This is a genomic window from Microbulbifer variabilis, assembly GCF_056232115.1.
Window position 1 is genome coordinate 3155032 of record NZ_CP174325.1, and the last position, 25270, is coordinate 3180301.

The 25270-nt window shown below is 45.8% G+C and carries 30 protein-coding genes, 1 tRNA gene and 1 pseudogene; 26 read left to right on the top strand and 6 right to left on the bottom strand.

From position 1 onward, the window contains the following. Positions 1-759 precede the first annotated feature (759 nt). From ACJJI7_RS14070 to ACJJI7_RS14080, 3 genes are all read left to right on the top strand, one after another. Entirely contained in the window at positions 760-1038 is a 279-nt protein-coding gene (locus ACJJI7_RS14070) for a DUF2793 domain-containing protein (protein WP_475717077.1), read from the top strand. A gap of 414 nt (positions 1039-1452) precedes the next feature. After that, positions 1453-1818, top strand: coding sequence for a hypothetical protein (locus ACJJI7_RS14075; RefSeq protein ID WP_444901901.1), 366 nt, complete (start codon positions 1453-1455; stop codon positions 1816-1818). A gap of 614 nt (positions 1819-2432) precedes the next feature. After that, the gene (locus ACJJI7_RS14080) at positions 2433-2762 is read left to right on the top strand and encodes a DUF2185 domain-containing protein (RefSeq protein WP_444901900.1); all 330 of its coding nucleotides are present in this window, start codon (positions 2433-2435) and stop codon (positions 2760-2762) included. Positions 2763-2790: 28 nt separating this feature from the next. Here ACJJI7_RS14080 and ACJJI7_RS14085 read toward each other — a convergent pair. Continuing rightward, positions 2791-3684 (bottom strand): annotated as a pseudogene (locus tag ACJJI7_RS14085) (IS110 family RNA-guided transposase); the annotation flags it as partial. Positions 3685-3791: 107 nt separating this feature from the next. Between ACJJI7_RS14085 and ACJJI7_RS14090 the strand changes: the two are divergent. Together ACJJI7_RS14090 and ACJJI7_RS14095 are read left to right on the top strand one after the other, a co-directional pair. Continuing rightward, the gene (locus tag ACJJI7_RS14090; protein WP_475717137.1) at positions 3792-3899 is read left to right on the top strand and encodes an IS3 family transposase; all 108 of its coding nucleotides are present in this window, start codon (positions 3792-3794) and stop codon (positions 3897-3899) included. A gap of 237 nt (positions 3900-4136) precedes the next feature. After that, positions 4137-4217 (top strand): DUF4113 domain-containing protein, encoded by an 81-nt coding sequence (locus ACJJI7_RS14095; protein ID WP_444902652.1) that lies wholly within the window; start codon positions 4137-4139, stop codon positions 4215-4217. A gap of 162 nt (positions 4218-4379) precedes the next feature. Here ACJJI7_RS14095 and ACJJI7_RS14100 read toward each other — a convergent pair whose 3' ends face one another. Continuing rightward, positions 4380-4703 (bottom strand): hypothetical protein, encoded by a 324-nt coding sequence (locus ACJJI7_RS14100; protein WP_444901899.1) that lies wholly within the window; start codon positions 4701-4703, stop codon positions 4380-4382. A 273-nt stretch (positions 4704-4976) separates the two neighbouring features. Here ACJJI7_RS14100 and ACJJI7_RS14105 point away from each other — a divergent pair, with 273 nt between their 5' ends. From ACJJI7_RS14105 to ACJJI7_RS14125, 5 genes are all read left to right on the top strand, one after another. Next, positions 4977-5084, top strand: coding sequence for a DUF4113 domain-containing protein (locus tag ACJJI7_RS14105; RefSeq protein WP_475717138.1), 108 nt, complete (start codon positions 4977-4979; stop codon positions 5082-5084). Between the two features lie 588 nt (positions 5085-5672). After that, complete coding sequence (locus ACJJI7_RS14110; protein WP_444901898.1) at positions 5673-6173, top strand: GmrSD restriction endonuclease domain-containing protein; 501 nt, start codon at positions 5673-5675, stop codon at positions 6171-6173. Positions 6174-6633: 460 nt separating this feature from the next. After that, on the top strand, positions 6634-7314 hold the full coding sequence (locus ACJJI7_RS14115) for a hypothetical protein (RefSeq protein ID WP_282951098.1): 681 nt from the start codon (positions 6634-6636) through the stop codon (positions 7312-7314). 484 nt (positions 7315-7798) lie between these two features. Then, positions 7799-8239, top strand: coding sequence for an acid-activated periplasmic chaperone HdeA (gene hdeA / locus ACJJI7_RS14120; RefSeq protein WP_020414739.1), 441 nt, complete (start codon positions 7799-7801; stop codon positions 8237-8239). A 160-nt stretch (positions 8240-8399) separates the two neighbouring features. Beyond that, complete coding sequence (locus tag ACJJI7_RS14125) at positions 8400-8537, top strand: hypothetical protein (RefSeq protein ID WP_020414740.1); 138 nt, start codon at positions 8400-8402, stop codon at positions 8535-8537. 30 nt (positions 8538-8567) lie between these two features. Here ACJJI7_RS14125 and ACJJI7_RS14130 read toward each other — a convergent pair. Beyond that, positions 8568-8643 (bottom strand) — tRNA-Arg (locus ACJJI7_RS14130). A gap of 444 nt (positions 8644-9087) precedes the next feature. Between ACJJI7_RS14130 and ACJJI7_RS14135 the strand changes: the two genes are divergently transcribed. Further along, positions 9088-9270: a PA3496 family putative envelope integrity protein gene (locus ACJJI7_RS14135; protein WP_020414742.1), complete on the top strand. Its 183-nt coding sequence runs from the start codon at positions 9088-9090 to the stop codon at positions 9268-9270. 378 nt (positions 9271-9648) lie between these two features. On the opposite strand, the gene ACJJI7_RS14140 is transcribed toward ACJJI7_RS14135, so the two are convergent. After that, the gene (locus ACJJI7_RS14140; protein WP_020414743.1) at positions 9649-10356 is read right to left on the bottom strand and encodes a 2OG-Fe(II) oxygenase; all 708 of its coding nucleotides are present in this window, start codon (positions 10354-10356) and stop codon (positions 9649-9651) included. Positions 10357-10667: 311 nt separating this feature from the next. Here ACJJI7_RS14140 and ccmA point away from each other — a divergent pair, with 311 nt between their 5' ends. The 8 genes from ccmA (at position 10668) to ACJJI7_RS14180 (ending at position 16715) form a co-directional block, all read left to right on the top strand. Next, entirely contained in the window at positions 10668-11342 is a 675-nt protein-coding gene (gene ccmA, locus ACJJI7_RS14145; RefSeq protein WP_445365811.1) for a cytochrome c biogenesis heme-transporting ATPase CcmA, read from the top strand. After that, positions 11329-12042, top strand: a complete 714-nt coding sequence (gene ccmB / locus ACJJI7_RS14150) for a heme exporter protein CcmB (RefSeq protein WP_444901896.1) — start codon at positions 11329-11331, stop codon at positions 12040-12042. The genes ccmA and ccmB overlap by 14 nt, the downstream gene beginning before the upstream one ends. Before the next feature lie 13 nt (positions 12043-12055). Continuing rightward, complete coding sequence (locus ACJJI7_RS14155) at positions 12056-12799, top strand: heme ABC transporter permease (protein ID WP_444901895.1); 744 nt, start codon at positions 12056-12058, stop codon at positions 12797-12799. A 1-nt stretch (position 12800) separates the two neighbouring features. After that, positions 12801-13025: a heme exporter protein CcmD gene (gene ccmD / locus ACJJI7_RS14160; RefSeq protein ID WP_020414747.1), complete on the top strand. Its 225-nt coding sequence runs from the start codon at positions 12801-12803 to the stop codon at positions 13023-13025. A gap of 101 nt (positions 13026-13126) precedes the next feature. Further along, complete coding sequence (gene ccmE, locus ACJJI7_RS14165; protein WP_020414748.1) at positions 13127-13576, top strand: cytochrome c maturation protein CcmE; 450 nt, start codon at positions 13127-13129, stop codon at positions 13574-13576. After that, positions 13573-15558 carry a heme lyase CcmF/NrfE family subunit gene (locus ACJJI7_RS14170; protein ID WP_444901894.1) on the top strand — a complete coding sequence of 662 codons (1986 nt, stop codon included), beginning with the start codon at positions 13573-13575 and terminating at the stop codon, positions 15556-15558. The genes ccmE and ACJJI7_RS14170 overlap by 4 nt, the downstream gene beginning before the upstream one ends. A gap of 16 nt (positions 15559-15574) precedes the next feature. Beyond that, a complete protein-coding gene (locus ACJJI7_RS14175) occupies positions 15575-16159 on the top strand; it encodes a DsbE family thiol:disulfide interchange protein (RefSeq protein ID WP_353375060.1) in 585 nt (194 codons plus the stop codon). Next, positions 16122-16715 carry an IMPACT family protein gene (locus ACJJI7_RS14180; protein WP_444901893.1) on the top strand — a complete coding sequence of 198 codons (594 nt, stop codon included), beginning with the start codon at positions 16122-16124 and terminating at the stop codon, positions 16713-16715. Before ACJJI7_RS14175 ends, ACJJI7_RS14180 begins: the two co-directional genes overlap by 38 nt. Here ACJJI7_RS14180 and ACJJI7_RS14185 read toward each other — a convergent pair whose 3' ends face one another. Further along, positions 16716-17915, bottom strand: a complete 1200-nt coding sequence (locus ACJJI7_RS14185) for a CaiB/BaiF CoA transferase family protein (protein WP_444901892.1) — start codon at positions 17913-17915, stop codon at positions 16716-16718. Between the two features lie 266 nt (positions 17916-18181). Between ACJJI7_RS14185 and ACJJI7_RS14190 the strand changes: the two genes are divergently transcribed. The 3 genes from ACJJI7_RS14190 to ACJJI7_RS14200 all read left to right on the top strand — a co-directional run bounded on the left by ACJJI7_RS14190 (position 18182) and on the right by ACJJI7_RS14200 (position 20156). Further along, the gene (locus tag ACJJI7_RS14190) at positions 18182-19030 is read left to right on the top strand and encodes an HpcH/HpaI aldolase/citrate lyase family protein (protein WP_444901891.1); all 849 of its coding nucleotides are present in this window, start codon (positions 18182-18184) and stop codon (positions 19028-19030) included. A gap of 112 nt (positions 19031-19142) precedes the next feature. Further along, a complete protein-coding gene (locus ACJJI7_RS14195) occupies positions 19143-19604 on the top strand; it encodes a MaoC family dehydratase (protein ID WP_353375063.1) in 462 nt (153 codons plus the stop codon). A 33-nt stretch (positions 19605-19637) separates the two neighbouring features. Further along, complete coding sequence (locus ACJJI7_RS14200) at positions 19638-20156, top strand: MaoC family dehydratase (RefSeq protein WP_444901890.1); 519 nt, start codon at positions 19638-19640, stop codon at positions 20154-20156. 86 nt (positions 20157-20242) lie between these two features. Here ACJJI7_RS14200 and ACJJI7_RS14205 read toward each other — a convergent pair whose 3' ends face one another. Then, entirely contained in the window at positions 20243-20965 is a 723-nt protein-coding gene (locus tag ACJJI7_RS14205) for a 4'-phosphopantetheinyl transferase family protein (protein WP_444901889.1), read from the bottom strand. A gap of 1325 nt (positions 20966-22290) precedes the next feature. Here ACJJI7_RS14205 and ACJJI7_RS14210 point away from each other — a divergent pair. From ACJJI7_RS14210 to ACJJI7_RS14225, 4 genes are all read left to right on the top strand, one after another. Continuing rightward, entirely contained in the window at positions 22291-22716 is a 426-nt protein-coding gene (locus ACJJI7_RS14210) for a GNAT family N-acetyltransferase (RefSeq protein WP_353375064.1), read from the top strand. A 479-nt stretch (positions 22717-23195) separates the two neighbouring features. Continuing rightward, entirely contained in the window at positions 23196-23648 is a 453-nt protein-coding gene (locus ACJJI7_RS14215) for a hypothetical protein (RefSeq protein ID WP_444901888.1), read from the top strand. Between the two features lie 110 nt (positions 23649-23758). Further along, positions 23759-24064 carry a DUF2845 domain-containing protein gene (locus ACJJI7_RS14220; protein WP_444901887.1) on the top strand — a complete coding sequence of 102 codons (306 nt, stop codon included), beginning with the start codon at positions 23759-23761 and terminating at the stop codon, positions 24062-24064. 296 nt (positions 24065-24360) lie between these two features. Beyond that, positions 24361-24948, top strand: coding sequence for a GNAT family N-acetyltransferase (locus tag ACJJI7_RS14225; RefSeq protein ID WP_444901886.1), 588 nt, complete (start codon positions 24361-24363; stop codon positions 24946-24948). The last annotated feature ends 322 nt before the right edge of the window (positions 24949-25270 follow it).

The window sequence follows — 25270 nt, forward strand, 5'->3', positions numbered from 1 at the left end:
TTCGATCTAAGGTGAGCGTAAATACAACTTGGTATGTTCATGCGGTTTAAACGCTTCTATGGGTTTCCCCCTTATTGTGGCTCTTCTTGTCTGTTGGCATTTCCTCTACTGACAAAGTTGCGCGGGTTTGGTTAGCTCAATTGAATGGATTGCAGTTGCGAATTTAACTTGCTGCCTTTGCTTTGAGTCACAGCGGCGCCTTTTATCTTTTCAGTGTTTATCTCGCTCGTATCTGCATCATGTATTTTTACTGACTTGGTTTGCTTTTTAGAAAATTATTACCTGGTGAGTAAAGGCGTCATGTTCATAAATATTTCCTACTTCTTGTTTTTATCTTCTTTAGTATGGAATTACCCCTTATCTGTTAGCTGTTCTAGTGCAACTACCCGGACAAGATTGGCTTAACTAAAGCGGCTTCGTCAGAGTCGATTTAGTTAAGTTGCACGGCCAACGCGACCTGTCGATAATTCAATCCAATACCGTCCGCCACATACTTTTTCTTGACGGTAGGCAGAGTAATATCGAGTCCAGCACCACCGCTTGTGGGCTGTCTTGGGCTGTCTTAGGCGAGCTGATAACCACGCTGGGCAAGCATAAGCCGGAAATCTCCGATAACCGCAACGGTATAAAAGTGCCGCTATATGACAGCGGCGGCCCTCTGGAAAACCGCACCCTGGCCGAGTTGTTAAACGCCAGAATAGGGCGCTTATCGGTAATGAAATTGTCAGCTTTGACGAAGCCGGCGAGATCAGCCTCGGCGTGTGGGAATTGGGCTATTTCCTGCGCGGGCGCCTCGGATCCACTGAGGGCGTGCTGGACCCAGCCGCCAGCCTAAACCAAGCCCTGGATACTATCGACGCATTGCTACAGATGAAAGTGCTGGCAATACCGAATGATCCGTCGGGTTCTGCCAGTGATGGCGACCGCTATATAGTCGCTACAGGGATCGGCGCTTGGGTCGGTAAAGATGGCCAGCCCGCGCTATGTTGCAGACCCAGGCAACTGGCAATTTTTCCTCGCAAAAGTAGTCCTGAATAAAGTGGACGGCCTATTGTATGTGAAAGGCAGTAGCGGCTGCCGGTGATTAGTGGGGATATATCAACAGATTTGGCTGGGGTGGTTACGCAGATGTTGGGGGCTTTGGATGGGGTTTATTGGGATAATCAAGTCACTTAGCTTGCATTGACTATCAGGGATCAAAAGCCCCTCCATCTATCCACAGGAAAAAAAGGTACTAAACTTTTTTCTTTTAAGGGGTTTCCAAAAAGGTGCAAAGTAGAGAAAATACTAGGATATAATGCATCTGCAGTATATCCACTTATGCACGCTGGTGCCAATTATCAGTAATCTAACGTTCCTACAGTTTTTTTTAAATCGTCGCCGAAAGAAGTCTGTGGTTATAGTGGTGGGTGATATATTGCAACTGCTTTTGAATGCACTGTTAGGCATCCAATGAGAGTAATCGCACTTTTTATAGTTTTATTTTCATCATTAGCAATGGCCACTGAATTTGGACGCCCTAAATGGTATCCACATAAAGACTATACACCGTCAGATAAAGTAATCCTGGCCTTCCATGTCGCTCAGGAATATTATGTAAAGAACGTAGCCAGCACAAACCAACCTATTGATTATGAGTTTCATGCTTATGCAACAGATGGTGGCTATATCGTTTCAGTTATGGTGCTTTATCGTGAGAAAGATGGCAGGCATAGTGTGGCGATGGATGGCGAGCACTGTATCTTTTTGAATCAGCAATACATAATAAAAGGGTCAAGGCAGTGTATTGCAGCAGGTCCAAATCCTTTAAAGCAGTGATACCTAACAATCCGCAGCAATCGCTCCCGTTGGTCGCTGGGACAGTCAAAATGCTACGCTTATTTGCCTGCCCCTGTGCGGGGCGTTATGCGTCTGAGTAATTGAAGAGTTGAGAGCCTAAAAGTTGAAGTTGTGGAGATGGGAGAAAGGTAGGCAAAATACCGGTTATGAAAAGCTTTTCTTGCTCGGTTCGAAATGGCCAATGCCTTTTGATTTTTATCTGTTGCGATTCAAAGAAGGTACCGAAATTCCGCCACATACGGATAAAGTTAGTTCGGGTAGCCACTACCGATTGAATGTAGTTATAAAAAGGGCAAAATCCGGTGGTGAGTTTCTATGCAGTTCGCCAATTTTTGAAAATTCGAGAGTAAAGTACTTCCGTCCTGATCTCTCAGAGCACTCAGTATCAAGGGTCGTTTCAGGTACCCGCTATGTACTGAGTGTCGGTTGGGTGCGGCACGCATGACAAGGCCGGGCAATTAACTCCGGGCCTGCGGCCCTCCGTGGGACAGCTTACTTTGTGCACGTTTTGCCCGGGTCGCTGCGCTCCCATTTTTGCGCAAAAAGCGCACAAGATAAGCTGCCCCTGCCGGCGGCGTTATGTGTAAATAGAAATGGAAGAGTTTAAGATCAACAAGAAAGATCTCAAGCCGATAGCTGTTGGCTATGGAGCTTGTTACGCTACAGGTCTTGTGATGAAAAAGGGAATGAAAGTAGGTTATATGTATCGTGAAGAACCATCTGATCCAATGAATGGATGGGTTTTTATGTCCGGCACAGAAAGCCAAGAATATATGGATGATGCGGATAATATAGCGATATACGATACTAATACTGTTGCTAACTATGACCCTAAGATTATCCCATTTATAGAGTGTCCAGTTGGCACTGAGTGTGAGCGTACAGCTGATGGTAAACTTCAAATTATTCAGTCAAACACGTAACAAGTGACTATGGTTGCTCGTCAAGCTTTTAAGCCATATTTTCATCCCAGTAGGTGTTGTTTTTCACCATGGTATTCAGGATGGTAAGTTGCTTTCTCATACAGGCAATGAGGACTACTTTTTTAAGTTTACCTGCGTCGACTAATCGCTTAAACATCGGCTTTAATTTGGGATGATGTTGAATAGCCGACATGATGGAAACAAACAGAACGGTGCGTACGCGATGCCTCCCACCTCGAATATATCGCTTGCCCTGGATGCTGCCGCTATCACGATTCATTGGGGCGATTCCTACGAGTGCGGCGATTTCTTTACGGTTCAATTTTCCTAGTTCAGGAAGTTCGCTTATCAGTGTATAGGCCAATACATTCCCGACTCCTTTGGCGCTCAACAATAGGTCGCGTCTTTGCCGCCACTCAGAAACACTGTTAACGAGCTTATCCAGCTGTTTGTCGATTCTTTCTAGTTCTTTCTTAATGATATTTAGAATAGTCTGAATAGGTTAGTGTACTGATTTAGGTATCCGCTGAAGCCGGTTCTTTTGCATCATGCTCATCTCTAAACACTGACTTCTTACAGTTAGCAAGTCACTGATTTCCCTTAGTTTTTCTGGCTTCAGTACCGGCAGCCTTGGCTTCATGGCCTCACCAACGTGTGCGATATCCATCGCGTCTAGTTTGTCCGTTTTGGCGAGGTGCCCTGTGGGTTTGGCGAAGCTTCTTATCTGAGAAGGGTTGCAAATAACAATAGGCAATCCCACTTTGTCTGCTGCACAAACAAACTCTAATTCAAGTCTTCCTGTAGGCTTTATTAGTACTCTTTCAGGTTTAAGAGGTTGTAGTTGTTTAATGGCATCCTTAATACCATTTTTATCATTGATAACACTAAATAATTGGCCAGTAGGTCTCACAGAAATATAGAGTCAGATTTAAGATTTCACAGTGACTGGGGGCTGAGTACGGTACTTATACATACCAAAAACGACTCAGGTAACTAGGCATTGAACTGAGCATGAGCCGTCCAGGATCTATGGATGATAATGTGCATGTAGAATCATTTTTTCAGACATTAAAAACTGAGAGTTTTAAAGGGTTTATTTTTGATTCGGTTGAGGACCTGAGAAGTAATTTATCTTAGTATCATGATAGATACTATAAGCTTATGAGAAGACATGGTTCATTTAGGTTAAAAAGCCCTGATGAATATGAAAGAATGGTCGCATAAGATGGCGTCTACTTTAAGGAGGGAGGCTTCTACCGGTCAGGATGCCGCTATATGAAGGCAGGAGTGAGGCTCGTTGAGATTATCCCGAGCGCGCTAGGGTAGGGTGATCTGTTGTTCACGCCAGGTCAATCGGCAAGGGCCAGGGAGACTATGCAAGCCAGTGATAGCATCAACTGCAAGTTTGGTCGGGGCACTCCTTTCCTGGGGGCTGAAGGCATCCAGAAGAAATGAAAGGTGCGGCAGGCTTATACATCGCCTGCCTATACCACTTGGTGGTGGGACTTGCTTAAGGTGATGGCTTGAGTTGTTACCGGAAGCAGCGCTTTAGGAGTTTTATGCCAAGAGCAGTGGTAGTTATTTGGGGAGGGCTGCCATTGCGCTAAGATTTTTTAATTAGATGTTTACGTAGACTGCGTTGATTTTTATCCAGGAGTTTTGACAACCTGCAACAGCCAGCCTTACTTTTTTCTCCGCTACAGCGGCGGATAGCAATGTAGACTTCAAGATTGGGTCATCGTCTCTACTTATGCCTGCGTAGCCATTATTTGTCGGGCATTCAGCTTCTGCTTCGTCGCTAAACCCCTCTTTCAATTTAATTGCAACGTCTCCATTAGTGGTTGAATAGTAGGAGCTGATGGTTCCAATTGTATGTGCGGAATGTGCTGGGATTGATGCCAGCATTATAAGCAGTGAGGTTAGCAGCGTAGGCTTTTTCATAGGTTTCCTAATTAATTGAGTGTACAAATCTTATACTTGCGTGATAGCAATCACTATCCACTTCAAGGCAATCTGGCAGCGCGCTTTGCCGTATGAACTGCATTATTTCAATTAGAGTTTGAATGAGCAGAACTCCATTCTCAATTGATGACCTGGAGGTAACTGTGAAGCTGTTGAGAAAGGCTAGGTCGGGAGAATCTAGTCACGCCAGATCAATCTGCAAAGCCAAGTGAGACTATTGATAGTATCAACCACAAGTTTGGCCGGGGGACTCTGTTTCTCGGGGCTGAAGGTATCCAGAAGAAATGGAAGATGCGGCAGGCTTATACGTCGCCTGCCTACAACACTAAATGGGGTGATTTGCCTAAAGTGACAACTTAATCTGATTGTACTAATTAGATCCCGATAGATTTCATACTTTGCAAAGCCCTCAGTAGGTTAAAATGAGTGCATTTGTATAAATATACAGCAGGGATGGGCGCCCCAAAAAATGTCTAAGATTTGCTCCTAAATTATTGATCTATATAGAGCAAAAATGAGTAATAAAGGGTAGTTTTCTTAGACAGAGATTCCCCGGAAAGCTAGCAATCACGAGAGTTAGAGGGCTGTTTTAGTCAATACTGCTGCAGTATATGAGTGCCTTTATGAAACCCTCCTACTACCAGACTGAGGTTACTTAAGTTGCCTAGTCGACCATAAGTAATTATCGTTTTCAAAGGGGACGCCGCTCCGACTGGCGGCTTCTATAAAATTCTCAAGTACTATCCAGTATTTGTTCCTTATTGCGAAATGCCTTCTTCTCTCCTGTCGCGGGAAATAGATCGAAACCCATAAGCAGTAAGCTCCCCTCGCTTTGTGCGGTGTAATACTATTGGCATTTCCATCTTGGATAATTGAATGCTTTATTGACTCAACTCCAGGGGGCAACCAAAATACCTGCCTAGTAGTAATTTGCCGCAGTTTAGTTTTATGCGACTTAAGTCTTTGTTATTGATTTCCTTGCTCTCAGTAAGCGGATGTTATGAGGTTGCGCCTCAGTCTTACAATCGTAGTGAGTGGTTGCCTGGTTGGGCTGATGCGGATGGAGATTGCCAGAATACTCGCCAAGAGCTTTTGATAAGGCTTTCATTGGCTCCGGTAGTTTTTAACAATGAAAAAGGTTGTACAGTGGTGTCCGGTTTATGGATAGACCCATATACAGGGCAGTTTTTTGAAAAGGCATCGGACTTGGATGTTGAGCATATAGTACCGCTTTCCTGGGCCCATAAACATGGTGGCTCCACTTGGAGTCGGGAGCAGCGTAGGGCATTTGCCGAAGATCCAGCTAATCTTTGGCTGGTGGATGATGGCCACAATCAACGTAAGGGTGGTAAGGGGCCGACTGAGTGGTTACCTCCATATCAGCCAGCCCGAAGCGTATATAGGCGGCAGTTCATGGCTATCGCCAGGAAGTATGGGCTCGATCAGTGAAGTAAATAGTGAGATGTCCCTTCACTTGGCAATTTATATTGACTTTTGAAGGGGCAATTTTTGATTGAGTTCTGCTTATTCTAAATTATTGCTTACCCTTTTATCGGTAATCTCTCTTTTTGAATTTTTTTTGTTTTATATTCTTTCGTCTGATTAATATGTCTAGGTATTCTGTGCCTCGGAGCCAGGTTGATTAATTAAAAGCGTGCTGGTTATAGTTGTTTAAGATCTTGGGACCGTGATTCTAAATATCTTGGCATAACTATCTACTTGTACCGCAATACTACTGCGCTTCGTTGCCTTGGGTGATAAGTTCTGCGACTACTTGACCTTGTGGTAAGTTGGGGTGTTGTCGAGAACGTGTCTATAGGTTGCATAATTAAAGTGCTTCTTATGGGGTGAGAGCCTTTTAGGTAGGGAAGTAATTTCCTGGTTTAGTGGAAGAATAAAGGATAACAGTATGGACAGGGTTGCCGGAGTTTCATCAATATGTATGGGGCTAATCTATATTGCCGCTTTTTTATTTTTTGGATTTTTTTGGGCCTTTCCATCGGGTGGAAGTCCTACTGAAAAGATGGCATTTCTGGCAGAAAATCAACTGCTATTTAGTAGTGTTTATATATTAATGTACCTGGTGTTTGCTGTCTTTTTGGGGTGTTTGGTGGTTTGCCTTTATGAAAAGCTCAGGAATAGAGGCAGGAGGATCACAGCTCTAGCTTCCTTATTTGGGGCAATCTGGGTTGGTCTTTTGATTGCTAGCGGTATGATTGCGAATATTGGGCTTGCTTATGCCTTGGGGCTCTCCGAAGTCAATGTAGAAAAAGCTTTTGAAGCTTGGGGTGTTATATACCTGTTGGTTGAGAGCCTTGGTGGAGGGAATGAGTTGGTTGGTGGGCTTTGGGTCTTGCTGATTAGCGTGGTTGCGTTGCAAGCAAGGGTTTTCTCCCGCCCATTAAATTACCTTGGAGTGATAGTAGGAGTCGCTGGAATTGCGACCGTTTACCCTGCTGATATTCTCACGGAAATTTTTGGTGTCACTCAAATCGGCTGGTTTATCTGGATGGGTATTTCTTTATTAGGGAAGAGCAGTAATAGGCAGACTTGGGAAGCTGCTAACGCTGTTAATGGTGCTACGGAATAGTTTCGTGCTGACTAATTATTCTTCAGTGTAGAGAAGGCAAGTATTTTGTTGTGGTTATTATCGCCTCCACTTCCTAATGTTTGCCTTCATTGGCCCCCTCTTGGCATTATCAGTGGGGTGACTTTGTCTGTTCCACTGGTCTTGCTTACTTTACTTTCTGCTGGAGGGTTAAAACTGGAGCTTCTGGCTTCACAAGAAGTGATATCAACGGCTGCTTAGCATTTTTTTGGATCTCGCGCCAAAAAATGAAAAATGCGTCTATTCTTTCAATGGGCCAGACAGTCTTTAAAGAGGTGTCCTGGCTAGAGTTTCCGCTGTAAAAGGTGTGGTGTAGAGACGGGCTTTACCAGTTGCCCATTGCTTTCAGTGTTTTTAGGCATGAATAGCTAGTCTCAACCTGCCAGCTCCTGGGAAGCGAGCGGATAGCACATTACCTGCAATTGATTTACAGGGTGATAGCCCTGGAAACTTTGGAGATCTTATTGTGAAAAGCAAGCAGTACATCCTTCCTTTGGTAATTGCCAGTCTTGCTGCTTCTGCTGCCCTTGCGGATTCTCATCCCAAGAAGCCGGCGAAGGACTGGACTTGTGCAGATTTCCTGGCCATTGATGATGAGTTTAAGCCTAAAGCAGTCTATTGGGCTGCGGCTTATTCAAAGCGCGGTAAGGAAGAGGGCGATATGTTGGATATCGAGGGCACCGAAAAGGTGACACCAATGATTATCACCGCCTGTGCCAACGCGCCAAAAGAGTCCTTCTGGGCCAAGTTTAAGGATGAGTGGCACAAGATGGGGCGCCACCACGGTAAGGACAAGGCGAAGCAAATGATGAACATGCAGGGTGGCGGCAATAACATGGGTACCGATGGCAATAACAGTGGTACCAACGGCAGCAACAATATGCAGAAGCAAAAACAGAAGCAGTAGCCCACTGCGTTGGATGATACCCGGCTTCAGCCGGGTTTCGTCTATTCTGGTCTTGAAGCTTACCTTTGGCGGGGTATAGGCTATTGGTAAGTTTTCAAACCGGCTAGAGTTGGAGCTGCGATCATCGCCGGGTAATCAAGTAGTCAAATGGAGTTGTGCTATGGGGAAGTCTGTTAGGGATGGTGTGAAGCGTGGACGGAACATTAATCGTTCTGCCAGGCTGTTTTGGGGTGCGGTGCTACTGGCGGGCCTCTTCATGGCGCTGTTTATGCACTCAGCCAAGGCGTTCCCTCTGTAGCGTTTTTCTATAGCATAAGGGGGATAGAGATGGCGCCCCCGGGTGGACTCGAACCACCAGTCCGGACTTAGGAGGTCCGTGGTTTATCCTGTTAACCGACGGGGGCAGGCACTTTAACCGAACTTTGTATCTGGCTATGGGTGCGAAGGGCGGCCATTCTATCCGGTATGCCGGCAAATGTCATGTCATCCTGCACCCTTAACGTCTATCTGCTTAGTTTCATTATTCGCCGATACTCGCGAGTAGACCTGTCACTCTAGGTAACAGGCAGAAGCTCTAGTTACCGCATTACCCGCTGTTTCCTATCTGTGCGGTTTTCGAAATTTTTTCATAATTATTTGCTGTGCCATCGTTGGTTTTGTGTTTGAAAAACGCAATTTGGCGGACATTTTTGCGTGCTGAAAAGCGGAATCTGATTGAAGTCAATTTGTCATTGTTTAGGTGTAAATTTTTGCTTGACCATGATTGTTTAGCATCGCTAATCTGCAGTGGCACCCAAGGTGCAATAAGGATATTTCTGCTTTCGCGAATCAAGATTATGGAGTTTCGTATGAGCGGTAACGTTAACGAAAAGTACATGGATTTTGACAGTGTGGATATTCCACAAATTGCTAATGAAGTACTAAAGCAGGCTACTTCCCAGCCGCCGCGTGACGCGCGCAGGATGGTGGAGGATAAACTGGAGGAGATACGCTTGAGGCGGGAGTTAATGGATTATGATTTTGAAAACTAAATACTCAAAAGGGATTTAAGTTACCAATTATTTTAGGGTTGTACGGGGTTGCCACTAGAGCCCCGTACAATTTGAGAACTAATTACATCCATTTATTTGCTGCTTTATTCATTGCTAATAAATTTCCCACGGATTAATTTCCATTGAAATTAGCTGATAACTAGTTGATGGGAAAATCTATCAATAACGCCCCAATTATCGCTGATGCAATTAAATGCTGACGTCCAGCGCTCAGAATTTCTCTATTACTACGTAGAGTTTTGCCGCTAATGACTTTGTAACTAAGTAGTGGTTCTCTATGCGCTTTTAAGCAGGAATGAGCGCTCTATAAGGAATTGCAAGCAAAGGCGGCCCAGGAGCCGCACCTTTGGCATTTAACTACATTTGTGTAGCTGTTCCTTCATCCCCTTTACTTTGCTTGCCGCCAAACCAGCCCAACAGTTGCTTTAGCTTATGGGATAACTTGCCGCGCTTGGCTTTACGTTCTTTGTCAGCAGCACTTACCAGCCAGGCTACCTGGATGACCATTCGCTGCCCCTCAAAAGGCAAATGGCCGTGGAACGAATTATCCGCGCGCTTAAAGGCAGCAAGGGTGCCGTAGACAGGAGAGACTTCAGGCGCAACAGTATCTTCGAAGTCATCTATGCGCTTAAGGAAACGTAGGCAGCCGTTGCCATCCACGGTCCACTCAGGGTTGAGGTAGAGCAGGGCGGTAGCGATTTTGGATTTACCGTCGGTATGAATCCTGCCGTGTCGCTTTTTCAAGGTGCGGCTGATGGAGACATAAGTTGGGTATTGGGAGAGCTGTTCAATGCCCAGGTTGTCACCGATGGCATTGGCAAATTCCGGATCGGTAAACTGGGTGATCAAGGTATTAATGGAAGTCCCGCATTCCTCCTTTTCATGGGGGAGGTAGCCAGCGCCTTTAAGGCGCGGAAAGTCTTCAATAAATGAAGACATCATGTTTTCGTTCAAAACTTTCTGGGCTACAAAGAATGGGAAGGGCTGGCGGTTAATCAGGATATCTTCGCCGGTCAAGTCACTGGCATTGAGCCAGCGGCTGGCTTCAGCAGCAGGGCTAGTCATTATTGTGCATCCTTACAAACTGGTCCGGTGTAGCCACCGGGTCACATCGAAGTTTTTGTTGATGTCGACCACAGAGTTTCAGCCCTGGTTCACCTGGGCATACGGCACTTGGCGCCGCCTCACGACAGTGCGAAAAGTATCAGAGCCAGGCTCTCGGGCCAATACCAGCGTACAAATACTGCCCCGATTTCTGGCTTTGCCTTGCTTGAAATCAAGGGCATGTGAGATAGGTTGCGTTGAATACCATGCATTTGGCGCAAGTGCCGGTATAATGCCGTTCAGATTTTCGTCAGAGCGGTTTTATCCAAGCAATGTCTGTGACTTCCAAGTCCCCAGTTGTATTGCAAGTACGCGACCTCGCCTGTGAAAGGGATGGTCGTCGCTTGTTTGAGGGCCTTGATTTCTCACTCCCAAGCGGGGCTGCGATCCAGGTTAAAGGTGCCAATGGGGCGGGTAAAACCACACTGTTGCGCACCTTAATTGGCAGTTCCAGTGATTTTAGCGGAGAGATCCTCTGGCGCGGCAATCCTTTCCCTGAGGCTTTGCGGGGAATGCGTGAGTCCCTACTATATATCGGCCATCGGGGTGGGGTACGGGCTGGATTAACTCCCTTGGAAAACCTCACCTGGTATGGGGCAGATAATGAGTCTGCTCTGCAGGCTCTTGATAGGGTGGATTTGTTCGGTTTTGAGCACAGTTTGTGCCATAGCCTGTCTGCCGGGCAAAACCGCCGAGTAGCCCTGGCCCGGATGTTCTTGCCGCGGGCGCCACGTTTGTGGGTCCTTGATGAGCCCTTGACTGCCCTGGATGTTGTCGGGGTGGCTGCGCTGGAAAAGCAGATGTCTGCGCATATGGATAAGGGTGGTTCCATACTCCTGACCTCTCATCAACCACTGGCCTTACCTGGGCTCGATTTTATCGATCTGTCTGACTTTGTAGTCGATGAGTCTTTTACAGATATCGGGGGAGAGCATGTCTTCAGTTGATGTCCAATCCCCGGTGAGTGAAGCCCGTACAAGCCCCGGTTTTGTTGCACTCTTCCGGATTGAAATGCTACTGGCCCTGCGTAAGCGGGCAGATATTGCTAACCCCTTGCTGTTTTTTGTCACAGTGCTCGCGCTTCTACCCCTTGGAGTAGGACCGGGGCCCGATCTATTGGAAAAAATGGCCCCCGGAATGATCTGGGTGATGGCTCTACTCGCCACCATGCTCTCCCAGGAGAGCCTGTTCCGCGGAGACTTTGAGGACGGAACCCTGGAGCAGTTAACCCTGTTGCCGCAACCTCTATATTTTGCCGTATTGGCAAAGTCATTGGTGCATTGGGTTGCTACCGGGTTGCCACTAGCGCTTTTATCGCCGTTGTTGGCATTGATGCTGAATCTCCCCGTCGAGGGATATCTCTGCTTATTTATTTCGCTGTTCCTAGGGACGGCAAGCCTCAGTTTGATAGGCGCAATAGGCGCGGCGCTCACAGTAGCTCTGCGTCGCCCCGGTCTGCTGCTGGCGCTAATTGTTATGCCCTTGTATGTGCCCGTGCTAATCTTCGGCACCGGCGCGGTGCAGGCGGCTATTGATGGCTATGCCTACAGCGCACAGCTGGCGATTTTGGCCGCTCTGCTGGCCGCCGCTGCAGCCCTTGCTCCGCTCGCTGCTGCCGGGGCGATACGTATCAGCCTGGATAATTGATTCGGAGGTCTTCTTGGCTTGGCAATGGTTTCACCGTTTAGGTTCGCCGCGTTGGTTTTATCAGAAGACCAATGTGTGGCTTCCCTGGCTGGCACTGGCAAGTGTTGTATTGTTGTCAGTGGGTACTGTTTGGGGACTTGGTTTTGCGCCGGAAGATGCCAAGCAGGGCAATAGCTATCGCATTATTTTTATTCATGTGCCAGCTGCTTTCCTGGCCCTGGCCGGCTACTACATTATGGCGATCAGTGGGGCTATCGGCCTTATCTGGAAGATGAAGCTTTCCTTTGCGGTGATGCGGGCCGCAGCGCCTATCGGTGCGGTGCTAACTTTTATTTCCCTTTTCACCGGTGCTGTTTGGGGCAAGCCTACCTGGGGCACTTACTGGGTATGGGATGCTCGTATAACCTCCATGTTGATTCTGTTATTCCTGTATATCGGTGTGATGGCCTTGTCGCAAGCTGTCAGCCGTGAGCAAGTGGCCGATAAAGCCAGCGCACTCCTTGCCCTGGTAGGTACGGTGAATATTCCGATTATCTACAAATCGGTAGACTGGTGGTTTACTCTGCACCAGCCTGCCACCATCCGCCTTACAGAATCCAGCAGCATCGATCCGAGTATGTTCTACCCATTGCTGACCATGATCATCGGCTTTTACTGTATGTACGCCTGGACCCTGCTGACCCATACTCGCGCTCTGTTATTGCGCCGGGAGATTCGCACCCAGTGGGCACAACAGGAATTAGCGGGAGGAAAATAACGTGGAGTTCCAGTTTTCCAGTTTTGCAGATTTCCTGGCGATGGACGGCCACGGTATCTTCGTGTGGATCTCTTACGCCGTTACTTTTGCAGCACTGGCTGCCATGGCTCTTTATCCCCGACTTGCCCGCCGCCGTCTGCAGCGGGAACTGCAACATCAGCAACGGATTAGCCAGCGGCGCCAAAAGGTGAAAGCAGCGAGGCAAGCTGTAAAGGAGCCCGCATAGGCTGTGCCGGCTCACAGGTTTAGATTTAGATGTTTGCCCGGTTGTGACCGCTGCCCAGCTAACAAGATCAAAACTTAAATATATGGAGTTTAACTAAGACAATGCATCCTGTACGCAAGCAACGTCTGATCCTGGTACTTGTCCTGGTCACCTTGTCTAGTGTCGCCGTGGGTTTTGTGACCTATGCGATGCGTGAAAATATGGATTATTTCTACGCGCCCAGTGCTTTTGCGGCTGGAGAGGTCCCTTTTGAAAAGCGCATTCGCGCAGGCGGTTGCGTAGTGCCAGGCAGTGTGCAGCGCGCTGAAGATAGCCTGGATGTGCGGTTTGTTATCACTGACGGTGAAGCCGAACTGGCCGTGGTATTCGACAAGATATTGCCGGATTTGTTTGCTGAGGGTGAAGCTGCAGTAATTTCCGGGCGCCTGATGCAGGACGGCACCATGCGTGCAGACCAGGTCCTGGCCAAGCACGATGAAACCTATACGCCACCAGAGGTGGCTGAGTCTATGGTTTCTCACGAAAGCTGTGCTGATGGAGCAAAAATATGATCCCTGAGTTGGGCCATTTTGCACTGGTAGCGGGATTGCTGCTTGCTATTGCCTTATCTGTCCTGCCTATTGCTGGCAGCTATACCGCTCGGCCCTTATGGATGGAGGCCGGTAAACCCCTCGCCATGGGCGTATTCGTCTTTGTATTGATCTCTTTTACTTGCTTGACGATTGCCTTTGTACAGAGTGATTTCACAGTTAATTACGTCGCAAAGAACTCCAATAGCATTCTGCCTGTTTACTACAAAGTGACGGCAGTTTGGGGAGGGCATGAGGGCTCCATACTTCTGTGGCTTTTGATTCAGGCTGGTTGGGCAGCTGCGGTTGCCATGTTCGGCCGGCAGTTGCCACCGGAGCTGTCGGCACGGGTGCTGTCTGTAATGGGCATGGTGCTGATCGGTTTCTTCCTCTTTATCCTTTTAACTTCGAATCCATTCGATAGAACCCTGCCTTTCCCGCCGATTGAAGGTTCAGATCTGAATCCACTGTTGCAAGACCCGGGAATGATTTTCCATCCGCCCCTACTGTATATGGGTTATGTGGGGTTCTCTGTGGCTTTTGCATTCGCTATTGCAGCCCTGCTCGGTGGCCAACTGGATGCAGTGTGGGCGCGCTGGGCCAGGCCCTGGACGGTCGTGGCCTGGGCTTTCCTCACCCTGGGTATCGCCCTGGGTAGTTGGTGGGCTTATTATGAACTCGGCTGGGGTGGCTGGTGGTTCTGGGACCCGGTGGAAAATGCTTCCTTGATGCCATGGCTTGTTGGCACTGCACTGATGCACTCACTGGCGGTAACAGAGAAACGTGGTCTGTTTAAGAGCTGGACTATTTTGTTGGCGATATTCGCCTTCAGCCTGAGCTTACTAGGTACCTTCCTGGTACGTTCCGGAGTGATTACCTCAGTACATGCTTTTGCTACCGATCCCCTGCGGGGCAGTTTTATCCTTGGCTTCCTGGCGCTGGTTGTCGGGTTCTCCCTGTTACTGTTTGCTTTGCGCGCGCCTTCAGTCAGTGCTCGCAGTGTATTCTCCTTCCGCTCCCTGGAGACTTTCCTGCTCGGCAATAATATTTTGCTGATCCTCATTATGGCGGTGGTGCTGACTGGTACTTTGTATCCATTGGTTGCAGATGCCTTGAACCTCGGCAAGATCAGTGTGGGACCGCCGTTCTTCAATCTGTTCTTTGTGCCGATAATGGTTGTGTTGTGCCTGCTGCTGGGTATGGGAGTGCACGCCAACTGGAAAGACAGCCGTTGGGACAAGTTATTGAATATTTGGCGTTTGCCGTTTTTGGCAGCATTGGTTATCGCTCTGGTTTGGCCGTTGGCTTTCGACCATTACCATTGGGGGGCAGTGCTGGGTATCTTTATCGGTGCCTGGGTATTCTGTGCGAGCCTTGCCGATATCGTAACCAAGACCCGCAACGCCAAGTCTTTCTTTGCTGGATTAAAGCGCCAGCGTGCCAGCTATTATGGTATGCATCTCGCGCATATTGGCCTGGCTGTTGCAGTACTCGGGGTTGTATTAACTACGGTATACAGCGTGGAAGATGACCTGCGCATGGGGGCTGGGGACAGCCATCAAGTGGCTGGCTACGATTTCAAATTTGATGGGGTGCGCCTCGCTCAGGGTCCAAACTACCGTGCCTTTGAAGGGGTGTTGCACGTTAGTAAAAATGGTGAGCCTGTAGCAGAGCTGCTTCCGCAGAAGCGGAATTATTTCTCTGGCGGAAATACCATGACCGAAGCGGCGATCGACACTGGCCTGTTCCGCGATATATACGTAGCCCTGGGCGAACCCTTGGACCGCAGCAATCCCAGCGGCGATTGGGCGGTAAGGCTGCAATATAAGGCATTTGTAGTATGGATCTGGCTCGGTGCTTTATTAATGGCGATTGGCGGTGGTATTGCGGTTGCGGATAAACGTTATCGTAAAGCCAAAGTGGCACGTCAGGTGCCGATTGCTGGCAATGTAGCTACTGCGTAGATTTGGGGAAGATAGTATGTCCAGATTAAAACTTTTCTTGCCTCTGATTATTTTTATAGGATTGGCCGCACTTTTTTGGCGCGGCCTGTCCCTGAATCCGCAAGAAATGCCCTCCGCATTGCTTAACAAGCCGGTGCCGGAATTTTCCCTGGAGAATGTTGCCGATAGTAATCAACTGTTGCAGAAGAGTGACTTGCCAAAAGGGCCGCACTTGCTCAATGTGTGGGCGACCTGGTGTGTTGCTTGCCGGGTGGAACACCCCTACCTGAATGCCTTGGCGGAGCAGGGTGTCCCTATTGTTGGGGTCAACATGAAGGATGAGGACGAAGCTGCAATCAAGTGGCTGGAGAAATTCCACAACCCTTACATTTACAGCCTTGCAGACAGGGAAGGGCGCCTGGCCCTCGACTTGGGGGTTTTTGGAGCCCCGGAAACTTTCCTGGTGGATGCCGAGGGTACCATTCGCTGTAAGCATGTAGGCGTAGTGGATAACAAGGTGTGGCAAACCAAGCTACAGCCCCTTTACGAAAAGCTGAAAACCCAGCATTGGGACGAGTTTGCCGGTGACCTATCAGATTCCCTCGTCTCCCGTTGTCAGTGAGACCGAAGAAAAGAAAAGCCGCTTTATCTGTTGGTTGGGGCCGGTCGAAGATAAGGTGGAATTTCAGCAGCAACTTGACCTGGTTCGTGCAACATATCCGGATGCCAGTCACCACTGTACAGCATTGGTGATTGGCAATCCTTCCAATCCTGAAGTGATGCAAGCGGGTGATGATGGTGAGCCTGGCGGCAGCGCCGGTCGTCCTATGCTGGAATTGCTGCTCAAACAGGGTATCGGTAATGTCGGAGCTATAGTTACCCGTTATTTTGGTGGTACCAAGCTGGGGGTTGGGGGTCTGATGCGGGCCTATAGAGGCTCAGTTGGCAGCGCCCTGCAAGAGGTCAGGCTCGACACTTTTGTACCTCTGGAAAGTATTGTCGTTGGCTGTAATTTTGCCCAGGAATCCCGCTTGCGTTTCCTGGTAGGGCGTCATCAGGGAAGCTGTGGGCCGGCAGAATATGCGAGCAAGGTTGTTATTCCCATCTCCCTGCCAAGTAGTGAATGGCCGTCTTTACGATTACAGCTTCTGGCTGAAAATTTTGAAGTACAGGATTAACTAAATAATCCCATTGTTCTTCAGCTGCTTAATTTCTGTTTCTGAATATCCCAATTGGGAGAGAATGTCGAAGTTATCCTGCCCCATTGTTGGGGCTTGCTTGAACTCTGGCATTTCTTTGTCACAGCGAATTGGCGGTGCGAGAATTTTAATTTGCTTTCCATTGTCATCATACATTGATTGTATTTTGCCATTCTCTGTGACAAATGGGTTGGTCAGTGCTTGCTCCACGTCATAAATAGGAGCTGCAGGAACGCGACTCGACAATAGTTTAAGCCACTGGTTAGTCGTCTTCTTACTGAGAATCATATCCAGTATTTCTGTGAGTTGATCTCGATTTTTTAGGCGTGTTTTGAAATCCAAAAATCTGGAGTCAGTGGTTAACTCAGGGTGCTCTATAGCCTTACATAGTTCTGTCCAGAATTTTTCCTTATTACACATTAGGTAAATCCAGTCGTCTTTGGTCCTATACAGTTGGCAAGGGGTAAGGGAAAAATGAGCCGAGCGGGGCTGTCGATGCTGGTTGTGCCCGGCATTCAACTGCCACATAGCTACATAGTTTAAATTATATAGTGCGTTATCAAATAAGCTGATATCGATATCTCTTCCCTTTTCCGTTTCCCTGGCACTGAAAATACCTGATACCAATCCAAGTGCCATAGCTACCCCGGTAGATAGGTCCACTAGTGAGAGGCCGCAACGTGTGGGTGGTCCGTCGGGTTCTCCTGTCAACTTGAAGTAACCGGCCTCCGCTTGCATGGGATAATCGTAGCCTGGCCAAGATGCTCTTTCTCCACTCCTGCCAAAAGCGGTTAGGTGGGCGCAGACAATTTTAGGGTTGACCTTTTTAAGGGCATCAAAAGTGATTCCCAATTTTTCAGGTACGTCACCACGTAGATTACCGGTTACCCCATCAGCAGTTGCAACGAGCCTATGGAGTATTTCCTGCCCTTCTCTCGATGTGAGGTTAAGGGACAAGCTCCGTTTATTGTGGTTGAGTCCCTGGAAAAACAAGCTGCTGTTATCTGATTTTTCACCTTTTATAAAATAGGGTCCAACGGTGCGGGCCACATCCCCACCATGGGAAATATCCTCAATTTTTATGATTTCAGCGCCTAAATTGGCGAGAAATAATGTGCCAAAGGGGCCTGCGCCATATTGTTCTACGGCGATTACCCGCAAGCCGGAAAGAGGGAGCATTGAGAAGTTCACCAATCTTTGTTTATCGTCAATTACGATTTTAGGACAGATAAATCTGGGAGTGCTTCCCAGCAGTGTTGATTAAGGAATGGGAGGCTGGCGCAAAAAAGAGTTTCAGTCCGATAAGCCATTTTAATTGTCAGCGCTTAATGAGTTCATGATTTTTAGGGCTGCTAATATGCTGGGATAGATCTAAGTATGAAGATGTCATTAAGAGTTAAATTTTAAAGATTTGGGCGAAGAAACCTGGTAAGGCGAAAGTGCAAATGATGGACCGTGAGACAGTTTGTTTTTTTCGCAGTATTTTGTTTGTTCCCGCTACACGTCCCGACAGATATATAAAAGCGTTAATGAGCGAAGCCGATGTGGCATGTGTTGATCTGGAAGACGCTGTGGCACCAGGTGAGAAAGAAACTGCCAGAGAGAAAGTCGTCGATTTCTTTAAAGCCGAAACCTCAATTTCTATTCAACGGGCATTGCGAATTAATCACCTGGCAAGTGAGCAGGGATTGAGAGACATGTTGTTGATATTGAAGATGGAGCCGTTGCCAGACATCGTTATGATACCGAAGGTGGAATCCTCCGAGGAGATCGCTTGGTTTAACGAAGTCATGACCTCTCTTGATCACCCTGTCAGATTAATACCCTTGGTTGAAACGACAAAAGGATTGGAAAATGCCATCAAAATTGCAATGGCGCCAAATGTAGTGGCTATCGGTTTTGGTTCAGCAGATTACTCATCCGAAGTAAGGGGAGATATGAGCTGGGATTCCCTGCTGTATGCTAGAGGGCGTATTGCGCAGGCAGCTGGACATGCCAATATAGCGGCAATTGATGGGCCCTGGTTGGATCTAGGCGATGACCGCGGCCTGCTTGAGGACACACAAAAAATAACGGCATTGGGTTTTACTGGAAAAATTGCACTACATCCGGGTCAACTGCGGGGAATACATCGGGGAGTCTCTCCCTCGGAAGAAAGTCTACGTCAAGCGCAAAAAATTGTAGATGCTTACAGGGCAAACAGGGGAGGGGTCTTGGTGGTCGATGGCCGGATGGTGGATATACCTGTGGTTGAGCGGGCGCAGCGGCTGATCAACCTGGCAAATAGGAAATAGCCTTTCAGTTATGGCCAGGTAATTTACTTTTCAGGAATATATTTATATGGAACATCTTTGTTATCCCGGATATATATGGGTAGGCGATAACCGATATAGGGAGAGATACGGTTTGGATTTTGAAGATTTTCAGGTGGGCCAGGTTTTTAAACACCGCCCCGGAGTCACTATAAGCCAGCAGGATAATGTCGAGGAGTGTATTACTACATTCAACCAGGCAATGATACATTTTGATTCAAATTATGCAGCACAGACAGAGTTCAAGCAGCCACTAATTGTGACCACCTTGATTGTATCGCGCCTGATGGGAATGACCTGGAAAACGTTCAATCGGCGAAAAAGCATACTGGAGTGGAAAAGTATTGACATGCTCGCACCAGTATTTGGTGGGGATACTCTCTATGCCGAAAGTGAAATTTTATTTGTTGGTGCAACTTCCAAAGACTCAGACGCAGGCCTGATAGAAGTCGCTGTTCACGGCATTAACCAGGATAAAGTAAAGACGAATGAAATGCGTTGTAGTATGTTGATTTTCAAGCGGGATCATCTGCCGTTTTCCGCAAATAATTACTAATGTTAAATCAATAGACTACGTTGGAGAGCCATTGTGAAGGATTCATTCAGTTTTCTCCGTGAGGTTGAACCCAATGTATTTATTGAAACTTATGGGGTAGATTTTGAGGATTTTGAAGTAGGCCAGGTTTTTGAGCACCGGCCGGGCCACACTTTCTCAGAAGCCAGCTCACTGAGCTATGCACGCAATGTATTTGATCTCAGCCCCGGCTATGCTGATCAACGCTATGCCCGAAGGGTCTATGGTGACCGGATAAAGGTATCTGAGACTTTTGTTTTAAGTGCGATGGCTCTTACAACCAAAACATTTGGTAAAGTCGTGGCAAACTTGAGTGTGACGGATTGTAAGGTTGAACCAGTATATGTTGGTGATACTTTATATTTTGAATCAGCAATTCTCGGAAAACGCAAATCCAAATCACGCCCCGATCAGGGACTGCTACATGTTAGTTCACGTGCGCATAATCAAGATGGCGCTTACGTATTAAGTTTCGAACGGAAACTGCTAGTTTACAGACGCAATGTTGGTCCTTATACAGCTGCCGGCTACTAACTAATAGGATTAAAGTGTTCTGGGAGCCGATTATATAATGTGGTTCTTTTACCAAAAGCTCATTAATTCTAATATTATCAAGGGTATCAATATTCAATAAGTGTGAGAATACCACCTTGATGGAAACAGTATTTTCCATCATATATTTGACCCGATCTCACCTCAGGGGTTAGATTCCTTAGTAGTTTCAAAGATATTGTTTGCTGTACATGGTCAATGCTGAAAACTTCAGCGTCGAGGAAATCAAAATATTGTTTTACTTTTGGGTAGAGGGCTTTGAACAGGCTTTCCTTGATAGAAAATATCAAAGTTAACCAGTTGGCGTAAGGTAAGCCGGAATTGGAGAGTAATAGCTTTTCCTTTTCACTCACTATCAGATTACCAATTTCTTTGGCGGTCTTATCTGTCACGGGTAATTCATAATCAATACCAAGCCCAACAGATTGTCTGCTGATTGCACAAACAGCTCTATTACCCGCATGTGTAATAGATCCAATCACACCTTTTGGCCATTGCGGGGACCGGTCCTGCCCAATCGGAATATCAATATTTTGATAACCATAATGATTTAAAGCTTGTTGAGCACAATACCTCCCTGCAAGAAACTCAGATTTACGTTTGTCTCGAGCTAAACGAACATCTTCAGATAAAGTAACATCCAGAGCCTTAAATAAAAGGTCGCTATACTCCTTGGGATTGAATTCACACTCGAATAGCTGACCTTGTAAAGGAAGCTTGGTAACTGGCCTTACTTCCGAAATAAATTCTTTAGTTCTCTGATTTTGAGGTGGAGTACTTGTATGTATCATGGTGACATGAAGGTTGGTGTCTATATTCTTTGCTTCAATCTCGCTTCCCCCCTTGTTATCCGAGGATAGAAGTAAGGATGTAAAATAGGATTTGCGAAGGTAGTAATTTCAGTATCATTGTCACAGATAGCTGGAGAACTGCAAGAGAAAAATAGGGATCTTTGAAAAAATACTATCTCTATTTACCCCTTCGCTATAATTCCCTAAATACCAAAGTTATCGCTGGTTAATTTCTGTGCAGCTCAGCGATTGATTGTAGTTGTTAGTATGGTTCTATGAGGTATCTCAGAGTAAATCAAGCCCCTTAAAAGCTACTTCTACTACAGGTTAGGGCACTAACGTGGAAAGTTAATTTGCACACTTATCCCTGGGAATTGAGAATATCCATAGCAGTTGTGTTTCGAGAATCGGTAGAGAAGCAGTACAAATCTATTTTTTTAGGATAGTTTCTCAGTTACTTTGAGTAGCTCAGCAATTTTTTTGCTAATTGATGACAAGATATTTGACGTCAAGAAATCCGACGTGATGATCAAATCTCACCAGGTCGGTATTCCTTTTAATCTCTCCCTAAAATAATCACTCAACTTAACGATGCTCTGCTCTAAACAAACTGATTTGCTCGATAATTAACCAGCGGGCTCCGGAAGTGAATGTGCATAAATTTGTGCCGTGACGAAAAGTGACGAGGCCTGGACTGTAAGTTCAATTACCGTGACTGCTATTTCTGAATAGTAACTTGATTAGCTTAAAATAAAATCATAGGGTTGTGTACTGATGGATAGTTCGGGATAGTTGTCATGATCACTTTATAAATGTTAAGTTATCTATGAATTGGATAAGCGGCGTTTCAGTGGCGAAGTTATCCAAATGATCAATTAAAATGGGTAAATTTGAAGTAATTGAATATAGTGGCAATATTTCAGTAAAAGCTTCTGATATTGTTTCAAATTGATTCGAAATCTTTCAGAGCTTGATAGAAAGTTACCGTAGCTTAGCATACGTTGTGGTGGGAGCCTTATTCGTACTACCGTTTTAACTATTCCAGTAGCATTGGTTTAAGACTATCGAGGAAACTGGAACCAAGACCTGTGAGCTACTAGGAGAACCGGCCTGATGGTATGGCAATGTATATGATCCGCAAAATAATTCATTTAATTAGTGGATGTAGCTGGCTTTACGATGCAAAGCCCTGTGGCCGAATAATTTTCATTGCACGAACTATTTATGACTTTACCTTTGTGTTATGGCTACCAAGATGACTAATCTATCACTTTTCAGTGAATTATAACCCCCTCAGAATTTACCAAATACTTAAGGAGGTATGAATGAACATCGAAGTAACATCAACTCCACAAAAAGAAGATTTAAAATTTATTAGTGAGGGGATAAAAAAATATAATCAGAAGTATATTCCGGATGATGTTGTATTTGAAGAAGATACTAAATTTGCAGTGTTTGCTAAAAGTGAAAATGGAGAAATTCAAGGTGGCATCCGGGCAACAGGGTTCTGGAACTATTGCATTATCGAGTTACTTTGGTTGTCGGAGGATACCCGCGGTCTAGGTGTTGGTAGCGAATTGGTGGCTGCTGCTGAAAAATATGCTCTTGAAAAGGGGTTTCAATATATTCGCACGGAAACATTAAGCTTCCAGGCTCGTCCTTTTTATGAAAAACTTGGCTTTAAAGTTTATGGTGAGTTGCCAGATTACCCCAAAGGACATACAACATACTGCCTAGTAAAAAAGTTATAACAATGTGTTCTAGGGGCGCCCTATCAAGTAGCCCCAAAAGTCAATGCTAGGTGGTTGTTCAGCTAAGGTTCATAGTTTAATAGAGAGAATATTGAACTTTGAATCGGAGGTTCAGCATGTACGAAGATTTAGCATTAAGAGCAACCATGACGGAGTTTCCTCAATCATTACGTACGAGATCGATATTAATTCCGGTTTGAAGGAAAGAGCTTAGCTTGATGGAGAGTCTTTTTAAGATTCCCTCATAGCACTCAACTATGTTGCTAAGTATTAGTTGTGAAGCTTAGTAGGTTATGAATCAGGGTTTTGGCACTTATGTAATGGCAGTAATTATCTAATTTTAAGTAATAGTGATGCTGTGGGGTGTATAGCATGGATTCCGTAAGAGCTTCTATCCTAGAAAGCCACTTGACAAATGGTTAAAGCTGGTTAAGGGCGCAAAACTCAGCCTGCTATTTTAGGTGTATTAGACAAAAAATATGAAACAGTTTTCAGAATTGACGATTAAGATTTTGGCGGCATATCTGGTTCTAAGTAATTTAGGAAATGCCCTACCGTTTATCATTGCACCTGCATCTTGGGGTATCAGTGGGCCAATACCCATTGCTCCCGTTCTTGGGTCGATAGTAGTGCCAGCTGTTATTGGCATAATTCTTTGGGTATTGGCTCCAAAAATAGCACCTAAAATCATCAGATCTACCGATGGGGATGCCTCTATTTCTGAGAAGGGACTGGTGGCGGCTGGCACTTTTCTTATAGGAGTCTACTGGGCTTTAAAGTCTGTGGGAGTTATTGTTGGCCAGCTTTTTACTCAGGGAACTATCAATTACGGTTATGTCACTGTTTTGCTAATTTCACTCGCAATGATTTTTGGTGGTAGGTTTGTTACTACCATGTACCATCGATTACGCACAGCAGGTACGGGTGTATAACCAGGTATAGTACTTGGTTATCCACCTTTTTACTGGTTGCTTTATGCACATTTCTGGACTAGATATATAGCATTGTCCTCTGATGAGAACGGCAATAAAAGAGAGTTGATATGAAGAAGATTGTTTTTTTTATTTCTTTGTTAATATTTGCTAACAACGCCTTTGCATTGAGATGCGGCAACGAGTTGATATCGGTAGGAGACATTAAGTATAAGGTGTTGAGCGCTTGCGGCCAGCCCGTAAGTGAAGAGGTTATTGGGTATATTGATCGGGAAGATGCTGCGGGGAACAGGGTTCGGGTAATGAAGATTGAGGAGTGGATCATTCAAGTTACTAATTATGGAAAAACTAATTACTACAGTTTGGTTTTTGAAGGGAATAAGCTTTTTAAGATAAATGCTGTTGACCAAAATTGATTGTGTCGTGTTTTCAACTTCCTGTGCTTCACAAGCTGTTGGTCAAGGGCTGGCACTACATGTTAGCCTCATCGCTATCTTATATGATTTTCAGGTAAGCAAGTACTTGTTTGGTGTGACTGGTATATACATACCTTTAGTCTATAGATATGGAATTAGCATTTTATAATAGACTGTTTGGTGAAATCAAAAACTCTGAGTTAACAGTTTTGTTATCTACCTGGAAACATGATTGTTGTCCAAAACTTAGTGTATATCTGAAATATACCGTCAAATATATTGGTTTAGGATAAGATATGAATGTGAACTACAGGCTTGGAAAAAAGGATGATTGTCGCCGTATTGCAGAGCTAGACTATATTGCATCTGACGGAGCTGTAGAGTATCTATTTCATGATTTGATACCTAATGTGCCAGCTATTGAAGTGCTTTCCAATGGTTTGGAGCAAGATATTTATCCACATACTTTCCGTAGTTGTATTGTTGCTGAGTCTAATCAGGAAATCGTCGGGGTAGCTTTGTCTTATCCTGCAAAGTTCCACTGTATAACAAAAGAGTTAGTGAATTTTCTTCCCCCGGATCGTTTAAATAGGTTTCGAGAATTTTATTCCAGCAGGGTTGAAGGGAGTTATTTTCTAGATGCTATGTGTGTTGATGAGGCATATCAACAGAGAGGGATTGGAAAATCATTGCTGGAACAGACGAAAGAAAAAGCAAGAAATGAAGGCTACAGTGAGCTAAGTCTTATCGTATTTTCTGACAATACTATAGCCATTAAGCTTTACGAAGAGCAAGGATTCAAAAGCATTAAGAATGTTAAATTGGAATCACATCCACTTATTCCACATGTTGGTGGGTGTAAACTGATGAAATGCTTGTTGTAAGGAGTTTATGTTGTAAACAGATTAAACAATGGTTTATTTTAGTATATTGCCTAATGAGGCAGCAGGTTAAGTTTTCAGTAACCCTGATGTTTAGTGATATGCGCTTGCGATAGCGGAAAAATCATAAGATGCATATAAATGATTTCATTCCAATATGGCGCCTTCTAACTTACTGATATTCACAAAATGTAAGCCCGTCAAGAGCTGGCGCAATCTGGGGCAGCCTTGAGTGCTAACCGGGCTAAACAGGATCTCTCTAGTACTAGTCCGCACAGATTACCTAAGACTTTCTTGGGTTATTCTTGTTGGTGACATTGCTTGC

Bases quoted from the DNA above. Each gene is read 5' to 3' on its own strand.
- ACJJI7_RS14075 (WP_444901901.1), top strand. From the start codon at position 1,453: ATGAGAGTAATCGCACTTTTTATAGTTTTATTTTCATCATTAGCAATG.
- ACJJI7_RS14080 (WP_444901900.1), top strand. From the start codon at position 2,433: ATGGAAGAGTTTAAGATCAACAAGAAAGATCTCAAGCCGATAGCTGTT.
- ACJJI7_RS14090 (WP_475717137.1), top strand. From the start codon at position 3,792: ATGGATGATAATGTGCATGTAGAATCATTTTTTCAGACATTAAAAACT.
- ACJJI7_RS14095 (WP_444902652.1), top strand. From the start codon at position 4,137: ATGCAAGCCAGTGATAGCATCAACTGCAAGTTTGGTCGGGGCACTCCT.
- ACJJI7_RS14100 (WP_444901899.1), bottom strand. From the start codon at position 4,703: ATGAAAAAGCCTACGCTGCTAACCTCACTGCTTATAATGCTGGCATCA.
- ACJJI7_RS14110 (WP_444901898.1), top strand. From the start codon at position 5,673: ATGCGACTTAAGTCTTTGTTATTGATTTCCTTGCTCTCAGTAAGCGGA.
- ACJJI7_RS14115 (WP_282951098.1), top strand. From the start codon at position 6,634: ATGGACAGGGTTGCCGGAGTTTCATCAATATGTATGGGGCTAATCTAT.
- ACJJI7_RS14125 (WP_020414740.1), top strand. From the start codon at position 8,400: ATGGGGAAGTCTGTTAGGGATGGTGTGAAGCGTGGACGGAACATTAAT.
- ACJJI7_RS14135 (WP_020414742.1), top strand. From the start codon at position 9,088: ATGAGCGGTAACGTTAACGAAAAGTACATGGATTTTGACAGTGTGGAT.
- ACJJI7_RS14140 (WP_020414743.1), bottom strand. From the start codon at position 10,356: ATGACTAGCCCTGCTGCTGAAGCCAGCCGCTGGCTCAATGCCAGTGAC.
- ccmA (WP_445365811.1), top strand. From the start codon at position 10,668: ATGTCTGTGACTTCCAAGTCCCCAGTTGTATTGCAAGTACGCGACCTC.
- ccmB (WP_444901896.1), top strand. From the start codon at position 11,329: ATGTCTTCAGTTGATGTCCAATCCCCGGTGAGTGAAGCCCGTACAAGC.
- ccmE (WP_020414748.1), top strand. From the start codon at position 13,127: ATGCATCCTGTACGCAAGCAACGTCTGATCCTGGTACTTGTCCTGGTC.
- ACJJI7_RS14170 (WP_444901894.1), top strand. From the start codon at position 13,573: ATGATCCCTGAGTTGGGCCATTTTGCACTGGTAGCGGGATTGCTGCTT.
- ACJJI7_RS14175 (WP_353375060.1), top strand. From the start codon at position 15,575: ATGTCCAGATTAAAACTTTTCTTGCCTCTGATTATTTTTATAGGATTG.
- ACJJI7_RS14185 (WP_444901892.1), bottom strand. From the start codon at position 17,915: ATGCTCCCTCTTTCCGGCTTGCGGGTAATCGCCGTAGAACAATATGGC.
- ACJJI7_RS14190 (WP_444901891.1), top strand. From the start codon at position 18,182: ATGATGGACCGTGAGACAGTTTGTTTTTTTCGCAGTATTTTGTTTGTT.
- ACJJI7_RS14205 (WP_444901889.1), bottom strand. From the start codon at position 20,965: ATGATACATACAAGTACTCCACCTCAAAATCAGAGAACTAAAGAATTT.
- ACJJI7_RS14210 (WP_353375064.1), top strand. From the start codon at position 22,291: ATGAACATCGAAGTAACATCAACTCCACAAAAAGAAGATTTAAAATTT.
- ACJJI7_RS14215 (WP_444901888.1), top strand. From the start codon at position 23,196: ATGAAACAGTTTTCAGAATTGACGATTAAGATTTTGGCGGCATATCTG.
- ACJJI7_RS14220 (WP_444901887.1), top strand. From the start codon at position 23,759: ATGAAGAAGATTGTTTTTTTTATTTCTTTGTTAATATTTGCTAACAAC.
- ACJJI7_RS14225 (WP_444901886.1), top strand. From the start codon at position 24,361: ATGAATGTGAACTACAGGCTTGGAAAAAAGGATGATTGTCGCCGTATT.